Below are 15,714 nucleotides of genomic sequence, written 5' to 3' on the forward strand. Positions count from 1 at the left end.
GGGCTGCCGATGGCGGAGCATGACGTGCTCCGAAAACCGGTTCCCACTTCTCGGCGTCAAGCTCAGGCCAGCCAGGGCGGTGCACGATCCGTGCCGAGCAGCTCCTCGAAGCTCTGGCGCGGCCGCGTGACCGCATATTCGCCGCCCTTCACCAGCACCTCCGCCACCAGCAGGCGCTGGTTGTAGGTCGAGGACATGCTGGCGCCATAGGCGCCTGCGGTCATGAAGGCGATCAGGTCGTCCGGCTTCAGCGCCGGCAGGCGCCGCCCGGTGGTGAAGGTATCGCCCGATTCGCAGATCGGCCCGACCACGTCATAGGCGACCTCGCTCGCGCCCTGCGCGGGCTCCGAAACCGGCCAGATCTCGTGATAGGCCTCGTACATCGCCGGCCGCATCAGGTCGTTCATCGCCGCGTCGACGACGAGGAACTGCTTGGTCGGGCGCGGATTGAGATGCAGCACCCGCGTCAGCAGGATGCCGGCATTGCCGACGATCAGCCGCCCGGGCTCGAAGCCGAGCTCGACGTCGAGCCCCTTGGTGATCCGGCCGACCATCGCCGCATAGGCCTCGATCAGCTCCGGTCCCTGGTCGAAATCCTTCGGCACCTCATAGGGGATGCCGAGGCCGCCGCCGAGATCGAGACGATCGACGCGATGGCCTTCACCGCGCAGGCTGCCGACCAGCGCCGCCATCTTGGAATAGGCCGCTTCGAACGAGCCGGTCTCGCGAATCTGGCTGCCGATATGCAGCGCAAGCCCCATCATCCTGACGCCGGGCATATTGGCGGCGCGACTATAGAGCCGGCCGACCTCATCGAAGGAGACGCCGAACTTGTTCTCGGACGAGCCCGTGGTGATCTTGGCGTGGCCGCCCGCCCCGATGTCGGGATTGACGCGGAAGACCGCCTCCTGGCGCTTGCCGAGCGACGCCGCGACCTTCGAGAGCAGGTCGAGCTCGCTCTCTGTTTCGACATTGACCTGATAGATCCCGGCCTCGACCGCGAAACGCAGCTCGGCTTCGCTCTTGCCTACGCCCGAGAAGACGATGCGCTCCGGCGGGAAGCCGGCGGCGAGCGCTTTGCGCACCTCGCCCTCCGACACCGTGTCGGCCCCGGCGCCCAGCGCGGCCAGCGTCTTCAGCACGCCGAGATTGCCGTTGGCCTTCATCGCATAGAAGACATGGGCCTTGCCGGCGGGAGCGGCAGACTTCATCGCCTGCTCATAGAGGCGGTAATGGCGCTCGATCGTCGCCGAGGAATAGACATAGACCGGCGTGCCGACCTCGGCCGCGACCCGGCGCAGGTCGACCTCCTCGGCGAAGAGGGTGCCGTCGCGATAGCTGAAATGATGCATCGGTGCTCGCCGTTAGCTCGAGAAGTGCAGTGCCACAGCCTCGCCCTCCAGGGTTCCGGCCGATATATTCGAGTTCTCATCCCGAGGAGCCGCGCCAGCAACGTCTCGAAGGATGCTTCAGGAGGGTTCGAAACCATCTGGAGCATGCTTCGGACGCAAGGCTTCGGCTTGCTCCTCAGGGCGAGGGCTCGTTCGTAACGAAACTCAGAGAATCGCGTCCAGCACGAACGGCTTGTCAGGTACGGTGACCTGCGCTCCGGCCTTCGGCGGCCGCGCCAGGATCGAGCCCTGGGTCATCGCTGTCGCATCATTCTCGACCCCGCCGATCTGCGAATCGGGCAGGTTGATCGCGTTGGCGGCATTCGGCGGCGCTTCGAGAGGGCCCTTGCGGCCACAGGCCCCGAGCGCGACGGCGAGCAAGCCGGCGACCAGGACGGCGCGGCCGATTTTCAGGCGGGAGTGCAGCACGAAAGCGAACCCTTGGGCCAAAGCAAACATTGGGCGAAACGTGGCGGAGACTGTAGCGAAGGAAGGCGGCGGAGGCGAGGCTTGAAGGGCCTGCCTCATCATTCTGAGGATGCGAGCCCTTCTCGTCATGGTCGGGCTTGTACCGACCATCCACGTCTTCCTCTGACGAGGGCAGTGTTCAAGACGTGGATGCTCGCCACAAGGGCGAGCATTGCGGCAGGATCAGCCGCGCTCCTTCGCGAGCTTCTTCAGCCAGCGCGCCGCCTGCCGACGGACATTGGCCGGCGCGGTGCCGCCATAGCTGACGCGGCTCTTCACCGACTGCTCGACGCCGAGCACGGCGAAGACGGCTTCGGTGATCTTCGGCTCGACTTCCTGCATCTCGGCTAGCGAGAGCTTCTCCAGCCCGACCTTCTTCTCGGAGGCGATGCCGACGAGCCGGCCGGTGACGTGGTGTGCGTCGCGGAACGGCATCTTCAGCACCCGCACCAGCCAGTCGGCGAGATCGGTCGCGGTAGCGTAGCCGAGGCCGGCGGCCTTCTTCATCACCTTGAGGTCGGGCTGCATGTCGCGGACCATGCCGGTGGTGGCGGCGAGGCAAAGCGACAGCGTCTGCAGGCCGTCGAAGGTGCCTTCCTTGTCCTCCTGCATGTCCTTGGAATAGGTCAGAGGCAGGCCCTTCATCATCGTCAGCATCTGCTGCAGCGTGCCGAAAACGCGCCCCGCCTTGCCGCGCACCAGCTCGGCGGCATCGGGGTTGCGCTTCTGCGGCATGATCGAGGATCCCGTCGAGAAGGCGTCGGAGAGGCGCACGAAGCCGAATTGCGGCGTCGCCCAGAGCACGATCTCCTCGGCGAAGCGCGAGAGGTGCATCGCGCAGATCGAGGCCGCGGCCAGCGTCTCCAGCACGAAGTCGCGATCCGAGACCGAATCGAGCGAATTCGCCGTCGGCCGGTCGAAGCCGAGCGCCTTCGCCGTCATCTCGCGGTCGATCGGGAAGGAGGTGCCGGCGAGCGCGGCCGCGCCGAGCGGGCTCTCGTTCAGTCGGGCGCGGGCGTCGCGGATGCGGCCGCGGTCGCGGCCGAGCATCTCGACATAGGCCAGGAGATGATGGCCGAAGGTCACGGGCTGGGCCGACTGCAGATGCGTGAAGCCCGGCATCACGGCCCCGGCATGGGCCTGCGCCTTCTCGGCAAGCGCGAGCTGGAGCTCGGCCATCTGCGCGTCGAGCTGGTCGAGCGTGTCGCGCACCCACAGCTTCATGTCGGTCGCGACCTGGTCGTTGCGCGAGCGGCCGGTGTGCAGGCGCCCGGCGGCGGCGCCGATCCGGTCCTTCAGGCTGCTCTCGACATTCATGTGGACGTCCTCGAGCGCACGCGAGAACGTGAAGGTGCCGGCCTCGATATCGGCCTCGACCTGCTTGAGCCCGGCGCTGATCGCGGCAACATCGTCCCTGGTCAGGATGCCGGTCTCGCCCAGCATCGTTGCATGGGCAAGCGAGCCGCGGATGTCCTGGCGCCACAGGCGCTGGTCGAAATCGATGGAGGCGTTGATCTCCTCCATGATGGCGTCGGGACCCGCGGCGAAACGTCCACCCCACATACGATTGCTCACGACGGTCTTTCCTGCTTCTAGGACGTACGATGACGTCACGAACGAAAATCCTGGCCGCTGTCGGAGCGCTGGCGCTTGTCGCGCTCGGCGGCGGTGCGGCCTTCTACTCCGTAGCGGGCGATGCCGGCAATTCCGCTTCTTGCAGTGCGGCCAAGGCGGTCGCGAAGCGGATGGCGCCGCTGGCCCGCGGCGAGGTCGCGGCCGTCCAGGTCAACGCCACGCCCATGCCTACGCCGGACCTCGCCTTCGACGGGCCGGACGGCGCGCCGACCACGCTCTCCGCCTTCAAGGGCCGCACGCTGCTCGTCAATCTCTGGGCGACCTGGTGCCCGCCCTGCCTGAAGGAGATGCCGTCGCTCGACGCGCTGCAGGCCGGGCTCGGCGGCGCCGATTTCCAGGTCGTCGCGATCAACATCGACACCCGCAACCTCGACAAGCCGAAGGCCTGGCTCGCCGATCGCAAGATCACAGCCCTGCCCTATTATGCCGATCCGCAAGCCAAGGTATTCCAGGACCTGCGCGCCGCCCGCAAGGTCGAGGGCATGCCGGTCAGCCTGATCGTCGATGCCGAGGGTTGCGAACTCGCCATCCTGCAGGGTCCGGCCGACTGGGCGAGCGCCGACGCCAAGGCGCTGATCGGCGCGGCGCTGAAGCGATAGCGCCAAAATCCCGCCGGCCCCGCGCCGTCACTCCGGGGCGCCCGCAGGGCGAGCCCCGGAATGACACGCCGTTATCCAGTCAGCCCGGCAGCGTGTTCTTGTAGATCCGGCCGTCCTTCATGATGACCACGAAATTTTTCCGCGGATCGGCGACGAGGCCGAGGTTCTCCAACGGGTTGCCGTCGACCAACAGCAGGTCGGCCAGCGCATTCGGCGCGACGACGCCGAGCTTCCCCGGATAGGGATTGCGCAGGCCCGACAGCTCCAGCAGCTTGGCATTGTTGCTCGTCGCCATGGTCAGCGCCTCGGTCGGCGTGAACCAGCGAGCGAGCTTGGCCAGCAGCTCCCCGTGCCGCGTCGCGAGCTGCGGCGAAAACAGGATGTCAGTCCCGAAGGCGAGCTTGAGCTTGTGCTTCTTCGCCAACTCGAAGGTCTTCTCCGTGCCGGCGAAGACGGCATAGGCCTTCTCCCGTTCGAAGGAGCCGCGCGGAAAGGCATCGGCCATCTCGTCGGGGAAGGCCTGCGTGCTGAGCCAGACGTCCTTTTCAGCCATCAGCTTCGCCGTCGCCTCGTCCATCAGATGGCCGTGCTCGATACATTTCACGCCGACGCCGATGGCGCGCGCGATCGCCGCCGAGGTGTAGGCGTGGACCGTGACATAGGTGCCCCAATTCTCGGCGGCCTCGACCGCGGCGCGCAGCTCCTCGGCAGTGAAGGTCGAGACGTCGAGCGGGCTGAAGGGCGAGGCGACGCCGCCGCCCGCGGTCAGCTTGATCTGGGAGGCACCCTGCATCAGCTGCTCGCGGACGCGCATGCGAACCTCGTCGGGGCTGTCGGCGACCATGCTTCCGCCGACCTCCTCCATTCGCGACAGCGTGCCCGGCTTTCGGGGCAGATCCGTCAGCTGGCGGAAATCGCCGTGCCCGCTCGTCACCGTGATGACGGCGCCGGACGGGTAGATACGGGGACCGGGCACCACGCCGCCATCGATGGCCTGCTTGAGGCCGAAGGATGGGCCACCCATGTCGCGGACCGTGGTGAAGCCGCGCATCAGGGTGTCGGTCGCCTCGGCGCCGGCCGTCAGATAGTTGAAGCCGAGATTGCCGAAGAGCGACTGGGCCGGCGTCGAGCGCACCAGCATCGCATGCCAGTGCATGTCCATCAGGCCCGGCATCAAGGTCCGGCCGCCGCCCGCAATGACGGTTGTGCCGGGCTCGGCGGCGATCGGCGTCGTCGAGATGCGCTCGATCAAATTGCCGCGGACCAGCACCTGCGAGGACACAGAGAGCGGGCTCCCGGTGCCGTCAAAGATGCGCACGTCCTGGAACAGCGTTGCGCCGCCCCCTGCCGCCCCGCTGGGCTGCGCGCGGACGGATGATGCAAACCCCGCGGCCAGGGCCGGCAGCGCCGCGACGAAGCCGCGTCTCGACAGATGCGCCATGCTGATGTCTCCCGAAACCTCGCTGGTGGAACGCCGAGAATGGCACGTTCAAGCAGTAGAGGAGTAGCGCCGGGGCGCAAGCCGGGTCGGCTTCTGGCCGCTCTGCGGTGAGTTCAGGCAGCCAGGTTGTTCGGACCGGACCTCGCGCTTGCCGCGATCTCGTCCTAGGCTGCCCGGCATGACCTACACGATAGGACTTGCCACCACCTTCCACGACCCCGCCCTCGCCATCATCGATCCCGATGGCACCGTGCTGTTCGCCGAGGCGACCGAGCGGTTCCTGCAGTACAAGCGCGCTCCGAACTGCGAGCCGGACCCGCCGCCGCGGGTCGAGGCTCTGTTCAGGCGCTACATTCCCTCGGGTGCCGAGGTCCGAATCGCGACAAGCTGGGGCGAAGAGTTCACCGGCTTCCTCGACCAGATGGGCCGCGCCGGCTCTTTCACGCTCGACGCGCTGCGCAAGCTCTCGCCCGAGCTCAATCGCTCGCTCGTTCCCGAGCGCACCGAGCGCGCGCTGATCGCCTCCCTGCACCAGAACCAGCAGCGCGCCGGCATCGGCACGCTGCTCGGCCTCGACCGCGCCTTCGGCCGGGCGAACGTCACCGGCCTGAAGCGCCATGGCCATCATCTCAGCCATGCAGCCTATGCCTGCTGGTCCTCGCCCTTCGACAACGCCGCCTGCCTCGTCGTCGACGGCATGGGCGAGACCGGCGCCTCGGCGATCTTTGCGCTGGAGGATGGCCGCCTCCGCGAGGTCAGGCGCCATCGCGGCCGCGAATCGATCGGCTTCTATTTCGGGCTGGTCACCGATCTCGCCGGTTTCGACCAGGCCAAGGGCGAGGAATGGAAGATCATGGGGCTCGCGCCCTACGGCCATGCCGACGCGCGGCTGCTGGCGCTGCTGCGCCGGCTCTACCGGATCGAAGGCCACAAGCTGAGCTTCGCCGCGGTCGAGACGGTGCGCGAGGTCGCCGCCGAGATCCTGGCGCTGCGCCCGGCAAAAGCGCTGGACCAGGGCTGGGCCGATCTCGCCCGCTGCGGGCAGGATGTCTTCGCGGAGATGATGGAGGCGCTGCTGTCAGAGACCGCCGCCCTCGTCCCGTCCGAAAACCTCGTTCTCGCCGGTGGCTGCGCGCTGAACTCGTCCTTCAACGGCAGGATCGTCGGCCGCCACGGCTTCCGCGAGGTCTTCGTGCCCTCGGCCCCGGCTGATGACGGCAACGCCATCGGCGCCGCCTGGCTCAGCCATGCCGAGGCCAATCCCGGCTGGCGCGCACCGAAGGGACCACTGTCGCCCTATCTCGGCTCGAGCGTATCGACAGAAGCCTTCGAGCGCATGCAGGCATGGGAACCGCGCCTGCGCCGCCTGCCTCCCGAGGAGATCGCCGCGACGGCGGCGCGCCTGCTGACGGAGGGCAAGCTCATCGGCTGGGTTCACGGCCGCGCCGAATTCGGCCCGCGCGCACTCGGCAACCGCTCGATCCTCGCCGATCCCCGGCCGGCAGACGCCAAGGACATCCTCAATGCCAAGGTGAAATATCGCGAAGCCTTCCGCCCCTTCGCGCCGTCGATCCTGGCCGAGCACGGCCCCGCCTGGTTCGAGGATTATCAGGATGCCCCCTATATGGAGCGCACCCTGGTCTGGAAGGAGGCGGTGCGCCGCCATGTCCCCGCCGTCGTCCACGAGGACGGCACCGGCCGGCTCCAGAGCGTCACGGCCGAGCGCAACCCGCGCTATCACGAGCTGATTTCCGCCTTTCACGCGCTGACGGGCGTCCCGGTCGTCCTCAACACCTCCTTCAACATCATGGGCAAGCCGATCCTGCACACGGCCGAGGACGCGATCCTGATGTTCTACACCAGCGGGCTCGATGCGCTCGTGGTCGAGGACTGGCTTCTGGTGAAGTGACCGACTGCCTCTGATTGATCCGATGCGGCGACAAGACAGAGATCACCGGCGTCGGATCGGAGGCGCGCTGATCCAACGTCACATTCCAGCCAATGGCCCTGCCTAGCCTGCGCGCACCGGCGGCCGCGAACCAAACGCCTCCGCAGCCGTTATCCGCCCGAGCCGGAGCAGGAGATGAGAGCTTGACGAACGTCCGACCGACCCGCCGCAGCGTCCACGTCCTCGGAGCAGCGCTTCTCGCCTCTTGGGCCCTGCCGGCGCTGGCGCAGGAGCGCCTCGCCATCCCGGGCACCACCGTCTCGCTCGTGCCGCCCAAGGGCTTCACGACGGCGAGCGGCTTCGCCGGCCTGCAGAACCCGCAGACCAAGGCGTCGATCCTCGTCGCCGAGTTGCCGGCCGAGGCGCATCCGGCGCTAACCCAGCTTTTCGCCTCGCTGGAGACGGCCAAGGTCAATTTCGCCAAGCAGAATGTCGACGTCGCCTCGCGCAAGGAGCTCGATACCAACGCGGGCAAGATCCCGCTGCTGGTCGGCACGCAGAACTCGGGCGGGCAGAGCTTCGCCAAATGGGTCGCGCTCTTCAAGGGCGGCAAGACCGTGATGATCACCGTGCAGTCACCGCAGGATGCCGGGCTGTCCGCGACCGACGTCGAGTCGATGCTGCGCTCGGTCTCGCTCGGCGCCGAGCCGAGTCTGGAGGAGAAGCTCGGCGCCCTGCCCTTCGCCATCGCCACCGCCGAACCGTTCCGGATCGTCGACACGATCGGCGGTGCCGGCGTGCTGATGACCTCCGGCCCGCTCAATGCCGACCCCTCCGGCACCCAGCCGCTGATCATCGTCGCGTCCCAGCTTTCCGGCGCCAGCGGCGCCAAGCTCGATGCACTGTCGGAGACGTTGCTCAAGCAGACCCGCGGTTTCTCCACCGCGAAGATCGCCCGGCGGGAAGCAACCCGCTTCGCCGCCACCGACGGCTATCTGCTGGCCGGCGAGGATGGCGAAGGCAAGCGCTTCGAGCAGCATCTCGCCCTCGGCCCGGACGGGCGCTTCGTGCGGTTGATCGCGATCTCGCCGAGCGCCGCTTTCGACACGCTGAAGCCGGCGATCGACCGTGTCGCCGGCTCGATCGCATTCAGGGGGAAGTAGCGCCGGATCGCACGGGTTCGAGCCAATGCACCATGCGAAAGGCCCGCGCCACCATCGGTGACGCGGGCCTTTCGTGAAATCGACCGGAATGAGCCGCTCAGCTTGCCTGCTTGACCGCGATGCCCTTCTCCTCGAAGAGCGCCTGCAGCTCGCCGGCCTGGAACATCTCGCGAGCGATGTCGCAGCCGCCGACGAACTCTCCCTTGACGTAAAGCTGCGGGATCGTCGGCCAGTTGGAATACGCCTTGATGCCCTCGCGGATCTCCTGATCCTCCAGCACGTTGACGCCCGTGAAGGGCACCCCGACATAGGAGAGGATCTGCACGACCTGGCCGGAGAAGCCGCACATCGGGAATTGCGGCGTGCCCTTCATGAAGAGCACGACGTCATGGGCCTTCACTTCCGCTTCGATGCGGGCATTGACATCGGACATCATCTGTCTCCTGGAGCGGGTTCAAGGCCCACCGGATGGTTTCGTTCTAATCTTGGGGAACCGACGTCGTCAGCGCAAGGGCATGCAGGACGCCGCCCATGTTACCTTTCAGCGCAGCATAGACCATCTGGTGCTGCTGCACCCGGTTCTTGCCCTTGAAGGCGGCCGAGACCACCGTCGCGGCATAATGATCGCCGTCGCCGGCCAGATCCTTGATCTCGACCGCCGCATCCGGCAGCGCCGCCTTGATCATGCGCTCGATCTCATGCGCGTCCATCGCCATGGCAAATCTCCTCAGGCGGCCTTGCCGGCCATATAGGCGGGCAGCCAGCTGTCATGGGCCTGGCGCAGATCGGCGAGCGGGATCGCGGCCTCGCCCGGCAACGTCAGGGAACCGGGCGCCGTGCTGCCGAGCAGCAGGGCCGGCACGCCGGCTGCCTTCGCCTCGGACAGGATGGCCTCGGCCACGGCCGCAGGAGCCGTCACCAGATAACGCGCCTGATCCTCGCCGAAGAGCGCGGCATGGGCCGGGCCGGCCGGCAGGTGCTCGATCACCGCTCCGACGCCGCCCGCCATCGCCATTTCGGCCAATGCGACGCCGAGCCCACCATCCGACAGGTCGTGGCAGGCCGTGACCCGCTGAGCCGTGATCAGCCCCCGCACGAAATCGCCATTGCGGCGCTCGACCGAAAGATCGACCGGCGGCGGAGCGCCCTCCTCGCGGCCACAGATGGTAGCGAGATAGGCCGACTGGCCGAGCCAGCCTTCCGTGGCGCCGATCAGGACGATGCTCTCGCCCTCGGCCTTGAAGGCGATGGTCGCATGCTTCGTCACGTCCGCCAGCACGCCGACGCCGCCGATGGTCGGTGTCGGCAGGATCGAGACGCCGTTGGTCTCGTTGTAGAGCGAGACGTTGCCGGAGACGACCGGGAAGTCGAGCGCCTTGCAGGCTTCGCCGATGCCGCGCACGCAGCCGACCAGCTGGCCCATCACCTCGGGCCGCTCCGGATTGCCGAAGTTGAGGTTGTCGGTGATCGCGAGCGGCGTAGCCCCGGTCGCGGTCAGGTTGCGCCAGGCTTCCGCCACCGCCTGCTTGCCACCTTCGAACGGGTCGGCCTCGCAATAGCGCGGCGTCACGTCGGCGGTCATCGCCAGCCCCTTCGGACCATCCTCGATCCGGATCAGCCCGGCGTCGCCGCCCGGCGTCACCACCGAGTTGCCGAGGATCAGCGTGTCGTACTGCTCCCAGATCCAGCGCTTCGACGAGAGATCGGGCGAGCCGATCAGCTTCAGCAGCGCCTGCGTGCTGGTCAGCGACGCCTCGACGCTCTCCGGCGCGATGCGCTGCTGCGGCGGCGTCTCGATCCAGGGCCGGTCATATTCCGGAGCCTCGTCGCCGAGCTCCTTGATCGGCAGGTCGGCCATGGTCTCGCCCTTGTGCTTCACGACGAAGCGCAGATTGTCGGTGGTATGGCCGACGACGGCGAAATCCAGCCCCCACTTCTTGAAGATCGCCTCGGCCGGCTCCTCATGACCCGGCTTGATCACCATGAGCATGCGCTCCTGGCTCTCCGAGAGCATCATCTCATAGGCGCTCATGCCGGCCTCGCGGCAGGGCACGGCATCGAGGTTGAGCTCGACGCCGAGATCGCCCTTGGCGCCCATCTCGACGGCCGAGCAGGTCAGGCCGGCCGCGCCCATGTCCTGGATCGCGTCGACATGGCCGGCGGCCATGATCTCGAGGCAGGCTTCCAGCAGGAGCTTCTCGGCGAAGGGATCGCCGACCTGCACGGTCGGGCGCTTCTCCTCGGCGCCCTCGCCGAAGGCGGCCGAGGCCATGGTCGCGCCATGGATGCCGTCGCGGCCGGTCTTGGATCCCAGGTAGACGATCGCCTTCCCGACGCCGGACGCCTTGGCGTAGAAGATCTCGTCCGCCCGGGCGATGCCGACCGCCATGGCGTTGACCAGGATGTTGCCGTCATAGCGGCTGTGGAAGCCGGTAGCGCCGCCGACATTCGGCACGCCGAAGGAATTGCCGTAGCCGCCGATGCCGGCGACGACGCCGGAGACGAGGTGGCGGGTCTTCGGATGATCGGGCGAGCCGAAGCGCAGCGCGTCGAGCACCGCGATCGGCCGCGCGCCCATGGTGAAGACGTCGCGCAGGATGCCGCCGACACCCGTCGTCGCGCCCTGATAGGGCTCGATGAAGGACGGATGGTTGTGGCTTTCCATCTTGAAGACGATGGCGAGCCCATCGCCGATATCGATGACGCCGGCATTCTCGCCCGGGCCCTGGATCACCCAGGGCGCCTTGGTCGGCAGCGTCTTCAGATGGATCTTCGAGGATTTGTACGAGCAGTGCTCGTTCCACATCGCCGAGACGATGCCGAGCTCGGTGATGGTCGGCTCGCGCCCGATCAGGTGCAGGAAGCGCTGATACTCGTCCGGCTTCAAGCCATGCTCGGCGACGAGCTGCGGGGTGATCTTGATGTCGTTCGAAATCACGGGTTCAGGGTTCCTGGCGGTCCGGCAAAGGGTTGGCAGGGGCATAGCCTGCCTCACGCCGCGAGACAACGCATTCCGGCACCACAACGCCCTTAGCGGGCCGCGTCAGCGACGATCGCGCTCGGAGGGCGCCCCGGCCGACCAGCGCGTTCAAGCAGGTCTGTTCGACCCCGCAAGGTTCCGGAGCGCGTCACGCAGATCGGCAGGGATCGGCACCGGGCGCTGCGTGGCGCGGTCGACATAGACATGCGTGAAATGGCCCTGCGCCGCCGCCCGCTCGCCGCCTTCGCGGAAAATCCCGATCCGATAGGTCACCGAGCTGTTGCCCAGGCGCTCGATCCCGAGCCCGACCTCGACCGTCTCGGGAAAGGCCACGCTCTCGAAATAGCTGCAACTCGTCTCGACCACGAGGCCGACGACCGCGCTCCCGGCGATATCGAGGAAGCCGCCCTCGACCAGCCAGGCATTCACGGCCGTGTCGAACCAGGCGTAGTAGACGACATTGTTGACATGGCCATAGGCATCGTTGTCCGCCCAGCGCGTCGGGATGGCGCGAAACAGGCGGAAGGCGGCGCGCCCGAGCCGCTCTCGTTTCTCGCTCACGCCGTTCCCCGTCTCACTGTCCCGGCTTCTCGCCCGTCTTGATCTCGGGCACGCCGAGCGCATCCGCCAGCCGCGCCTTGGCGGAGCCCGGCCGCAGTGGCTTCTGTTGGCTCTCATGCGGCGCCCAGCCCGAGAGCCAGACGATCTCGAAGGTCGCCCTGAGCCGCCCGTCCGGATCGGCGTAGCGCTCGGCGTAGAGCGCCGCCGCCCGCATCAGCGTATCGCGGCGCAGGCCGGAGCTGCGGCGGGCGATAAGCGCATTGCCCCAGCCCATCGCCCGCAGGTCGCGCAGCAGCCCGAACATGTCACGGTAGCGCACGGTCACGACCTCGCTGTCGACGACGGGCAGCGCGAAGCCGGCTCGCTGCAGCAGGCTGCCGACATCGCGCAGATCGGCGAAGGGCGCGATCCGCGGGCTGGCCCCGCCCGAGGTCTCGGCCTCCGCTTCCAGAAGCGTCTGGCGCAGCTCCTGCAACGAGCGACCGCCGACCAGGCAGCCGATGAACAGCCCGTCGGGACGTAAGGCCCGTCGAATCTGGATCAGCGTCCCCGGCAAATCGTTGACGCCCTGCAACGCCAACAGCGACACGGCGAGGTCGAGCGATTCCGGCGCCAGCGGGAGATGTTCGAGATCACCGACGAGATCGGCCGCCCCGCCCGCCGCCTCCGCCATGCGCAGAAGCGCATCGGCTTTCGCGCGCAGCACCGGCGCAGCCAGCGGCAGCGGCGTGCCGAGGTCGGCCGCAACTGCAAAGCGCCGAAGCACGGCAGAAAGCCGCTCCTCCAGATCGTACGCCGCACGCGCCAGCAGGAAGTCGGGATAACCGCCGGCGAGCGCGCGGCTGAGCCGCGCGCGGCCGAGTGCCCGGTCGAAGACGATGCTCGGTTCGCTCATCTGTGCGACCTTGCAGGCACCGTCAGCGCTCGAGCAGCCGCTCGATCTCCTCGCGCAGCTGCGGGCCGAGATCGCCGCGATCGAGCGCATAGGCGAGGTTCGCCGTCAGGAAGCCGATCTTCGACCCCGTATCGTAGATGTCGCCGTCGAAGCGCACCGCATGGAACGTCTCGAGACGCGACAGCGCGATCATCGAATCGGTCAGCTGGATCTCGCCGCCGGCCCCCGGCTCCTGATTGGCCAGGAGGTTGAAGATCGTCGGCTGCAGAATGTAGCGGCCGGTGATGTGCAGGTTGGACGGCGCCGTGCCCTTGGCGGGCTTCTCGACCATCTTGGTCACCTTCGAGACCTTCGCCTTCACGTCCTGGACCCCGACGATGCCGTATTGGTGGGTCTGGTCGTCGGGCACCGGAGCAACCGCGATGAGGTTGCCGCCATGACGGTTATAGGCGTCGATCATCTCGGCGAGGCAGCCCTTGCCGTGGCTGTGATGCAGCATGTCAGGCAGCAGCAGCGCAAAAGGCTCGTCGTCGCCGATGATGTCGCGGGCGCACCAGACGGCGTGGCCGAGGCCGAGCGGCGCCTGCTGGCGCGTGAAGCTGGTGGCGCCGGCGGCCGGCAGGTCCGCCAGGAGTCCTTCGAGCTCCTTCGTCTTCTTGCGCTTGCGCAGCGTGTCGTCGAGCTCATAGGCGAGGTCGAAATGATCCTCGATCACCGCCTTGTTGCGGCCGGTGATGAACACGAAATGCTCGATGCCCGCGGCCCGGGCCTCGTCGACGACGTGCTGGACGACGGGACGATCGACGACCGTCAGCATCTCCTTCGGAATAGCCTTGGTCGCGGGCAGGAAGCGGGTGCCGAGACCGGCGACGGGGAGGACGGCCTTGCGGATACGTTTCGTCATTGAAGGTCCAATTGGCGCCTCGGCCTTGCATGCCTGTGGCGTGCGGAGGTGGATCTGGCGGTCGGAACACGGCTTGTCGCGAACCGGCCACAACGTACTAATAACCAGGTGAGCTTGAGAACCCGTGAATGCGCATTGTGTTCAGGGCGGCTCGATGAAGCGAGGAGCGAACATCCGGTATGGCTGTACTTGTTTCGGGGGGCGCCGGTTATATCGGCAGCCATATGGTCCTTGAACTGCTCGACCGTGGCGAGAACGTGGTCGTGCTCGACAATCTCTCGACGGGCTTCTGGTGGGCGGTGCCGAAGGAGGCCGTCCTGGTCCAGGGCGATATCGGCGACGAAGCGCTGCTCGAGCGCATCATCGCCGAGCACGGAATTACGGAGATCGCCCATTTCGCGGCCAAGATCGTCGTCCCTGAATCGGTGACCGATCCGCTAGGCTATTATTTCAACAACACGGTGAAGACGCGGGCCCTGCTTGAGAGCGCGGTGCGCGGCGGCGTCCAGCGAATCATCTTCTCCTCGACCGCGGCGGTCTATGGCGAGCCTGCGGTCAGCCCGGTGCCGGAGGAGATCGCGCTCAACCCGATCAACCCTTACGGCCGCTCGAAGCTGATGAGCGAATGGATGCTGGGCGACGTCGCCCGCGCCCACGGCCTGTCCTATGTCGCCCTGCGCTATTTCAACGTCGCAGGCGCCGATCCGAAGGGCCGTTCCGGTCAGTCCTCGCCGAACGCCACGCATCTGATCAAGGTCGCGGGACAGGCGGCGCTCGGCCAGCGTGCCGGGCTGCAGGTCTTCGGCACCGACTACCCGACGCCGGACGGCACCTGCATCCGCGACTATATCCATGTCACGGACCTCGCCCGCGCCCATCTCTCGGCGCTCGACCATCTCCGCGCCGGCGGCAAGAGCCTGACGCTGAACTGCGGCTATGGCAGGGGCTATTCGGTCAAGGAGGTCGTCGACGTGGTCAAGCGCGTCTCGGGCGTCGATTTCCCGGTGACCTATGCGGAGCGCCGCCCCGGCGATCCGGCCTCGCTGGTCGCCAAGGCCGATCGCATCCGCGACGAGCTAGGCTGGCGGCCCGAGCATGACGACCTCGACGAGATCGTCGGCCAGGCCTTGGCTTGGGAGGACAAGCTCCGGACGCGCAACACGGCCTGATCGGCTGCTTTGGAGACGTTTTCAATCGCGTCGAGACGCTGATCGCGTCATAGCGAGGAGCGCGAGCGGCGAAGCAATCCAGATGCGGCAGTGCTCTACGCCCCCTGGATTGTTTCGCTTGCGCTTGCAATGACGGAAACGGGCCGATCCAGCCCGATCGTCGGCCTAGCTCGCCTCGGCGAGATCGGCGGGATCGGTCACCTGCGTCACCGTCAGGCGGCGGGTCTCGCCCGAGCGCGTAACCCAGTTGATCGACTTCTGTGCGGCCATGCCGATCAGCGCCACGCCGATCGGCGTCATCACCGAGATCTTGCCCGCATCGACATCGGCTTCCTGCGGCCGGACGAGGGTGATCGTCGATTCCTTGCCGGTCGCCTCGTCGCGGTAGCTGACAACGCTGCCGATGCGGACGTGATCGGCCGAGCTGCGGCCCTCCGGCAGGATACGGGCGCGGTCGAGCTCGCGGCCGAGCTCGGCTGCGAGATCGGCCATGCCCTCGCCTGCGCCGGCAACCGTGCGGCTGAGCAGGAGGTGATCTTCGCTGGTGAGAACGATGGCGGGACGCGGGCCCTTGCTGGAACTGGTCATGTCAGTCTCCTGAAAAACGGATCGGCAGCCGG

General features: G+C 67.3%; 15 protein-coding genes. 4 read left to right on the forward strand and 11 right to left on the reverse strand.

Annotated features, from left to right (window positions below; genetic code table 11):
- Nucleotides 1–62: 62 nt before the first annotated feature.
- From lysA to argH, 3 genes are all read right to left on the reverse strand, one after another.
- Nucleotides 63–1,352 (reverse strand): diaminopimelate decarboxylase, encoded by a 1,290-nt coding sequence (gene lysA, locus ASE63_RS23525; protein ID WP_056807589.1) that lies wholly within the window; start codon nt 1,350–1,352, stop codon nt 63–65.
- A gap of 204 nt (nt 1,353–1,556) precedes the next feature.
- Nucleotides 1,557–1,820 carry a lipoprotein gene (locus tag ASE63_RS23530; protein ID WP_156410572.1) on the reverse strand — a complete coding sequence of 88 codons (264 nt, stop codon included), beginning with the start codon at nt 1,818–1,820 and terminating at the stop codon, nt 1,557–1,559.
- Between the two features lie 222 nt (nt 1,821–2,042).
- Nucleotides 2,043–3,434 (reverse strand): argininosuccinate lyase, encoded by a 1,392-nt coding sequence (gene argH / locus ASE63_RS23535; protein WP_056807594.1) that lies wholly within the window; start codon nt 3,432–3,434, stop codon nt 2,043–2,045.
- Nucleotides 3,435–3,463: 29 nt separating this feature from the next.
- Between argH and ASE63_RS23540 the strand changes: the two genes are divergently transcribed.
- Nucleotides 3,464–4,093, forward strand: a complete 630-nt coding sequence (locus ASE63_RS23540; RefSeq protein ID WP_056807596.1) for a TlpA disulfide reductase family protein — start codon at nt 3,464–3,466, stop codon at nt 4,091–4,093.
- 79 nt (nt 4,094–4,172) lie between these two features.
- On the opposite strand, the gene ASE63_RS23545 is transcribed toward ASE63_RS23540, so the two are convergent.
- Nucleotides 4,173–5,534, reverse strand: a complete 1,362-nt coding sequence (locus ASE63_RS23545) for an amidohydrolase family protein (protein ID WP_056807598.1) — start codon at nt 5,532–5,534, stop codon at nt 4,173–4,175.
- Nucleotides 5,535–5,712: 178 nt separating this feature from the next.
- Between ASE63_RS23545 and ASE63_RS23550 the strand changes: the two genes are divergently transcribed.
- Together ASE63_RS23550 and ASE63_RS23555 are read left to right on the forward strand one after the other, a co-directional pair.
- Nucleotides 5,713–7,443: a carbamoyltransferase C-terminal domain-containing protein gene (locus ASE63_RS23550; protein ID WP_056807600.1), complete on the forward strand. Its 1,731-nt coding sequence runs from the start codon at nt 5,713–5,715 to the stop codon at nt 7,441–7,443.
- 182 nt (nt 7,444–7,625) lie between these two features.
- Entirely contained in the window at nt 7,626–8,585 is a 960-nt protein-coding gene (locus ASE63_RS23555; RefSeq protein ID WP_056807602.1) for a hypothetical protein, read from the forward strand.
- Nucleotides 8,586–8,682: 97 nt separating this feature from the next.
- Here ASE63_RS23555 and grxD read toward each other — a convergent pair whose 3' ends face one another.
- The 6 genes from grxD to ASE63_RS23585 form a co-directional block, all read right to left on the reverse strand.
- A complete protein-coding gene (grxD, locus tag ASE63_RS23560; protein WP_056807820.1) occupies nt 8,683–9,018 on the reverse strand; it encodes a Grx4 family monothiol glutaredoxin in 336 nt (111 codons plus the stop codon).
- A gap of 46 nt (nt 9,019–9,064) precedes the next feature.
- A complete protein-coding gene (locus ASE63_RS23565) occupies nt 9,065–9,301 on the reverse strand; it encodes a BolA family transcriptional regulator (protein WP_056807604.1) in 237 nt (78 codons plus the stop codon).
- Nucleotides 9,302–9,312: 11 nt separating this feature from the next.
- Nucleotides 9,313–11,523 carry a phosphoribosylformylglycinamidine synthase subunit PurL gene (gene purL, locus ASE63_RS23570; RefSeq protein WP_156410573.1) on the reverse strand — a complete coding sequence of 737 codons (2,211 nt, stop codon included), beginning with the start codon at nt 11,521–11,523 and terminating at the stop codon, nt 9,313–9,315.
- A 150-nt stretch (nt 11,524–11,673) separates the two neighbouring features.
- Nucleotides 11,674–12,126 (reverse strand): thioesterase family protein, encoded by a 453-nt coding sequence (locus ASE63_RS23575; RefSeq protein WP_056807608.1) that lies wholly within the window; start codon nt 12,124–12,126, stop codon nt 11,674–11,676.
- 13 nt (nt 12,127–12,139) lie between these two features.
- Nucleotides 12,140–13,021: a methyltransferase domain-containing protein gene (locus tag ASE63_RS23580; RefSeq protein WP_056807822.1), complete on the reverse strand. Its 882-nt coding sequence runs from the start codon at nt 13,019–13,021 to the stop codon at nt 12,140–12,142.
- 22 nt (nt 13,022–13,043) lie between these two features.
- Nucleotides 13,044–13,925: a UTP--glucose-1-phosphate uridylyltransferase gene (locus ASE63_RS23585; RefSeq protein WP_056807610.1), complete on the reverse strand. Its 882-nt coding sequence runs from the start codon at nt 13,923–13,925 to the stop codon at nt 13,044–13,046.
- A gap of 179 nt (nt 13,926–14,104) precedes the next feature.
- Here ASE63_RS23585 and galE point away from each other — a divergent pair, with 179 nt between their 5' ends.
- Complete coding sequence (gene galE, locus ASE63_RS23590) at nt 14,105–15,094, forward strand: UDP-glucose 4-epimerase GalE (protein WP_056807611.1); 990 nt, start codon at nt 14,105–14,107, stop codon at nt 15,092–15,094.
- Nucleotides 15,095–15,259: 165 nt separating this feature from the next.
- Here galE and rnk read toward each other — a convergent pair whose 3' ends face one another.
- Nucleotides 15,260–15,682 carry a nucleoside diphosphate kinase regulator gene (gene rnk, locus ASE63_RS23595; RefSeq protein WP_056807824.1) on the reverse strand — a complete coding sequence of 141 codons (423 nt, stop codon included), beginning with the start codon at nt 15,680–15,682 and terminating at the stop codon, nt 15,260–15,262.
- Between the last annotated feature and the right edge of the window lie 32 nt (nt 15,683–15,714).

Origin of the sequence: Allobosea sp. Root381 (assembly GCF_001429395.1) — a bacterium.
Classification (GTDB): domain Bacteria; phylum Pseudomonadota; class Alphaproteobacteria; order Rhizobiales; family Beijerinckiaceae; genus Allobosea.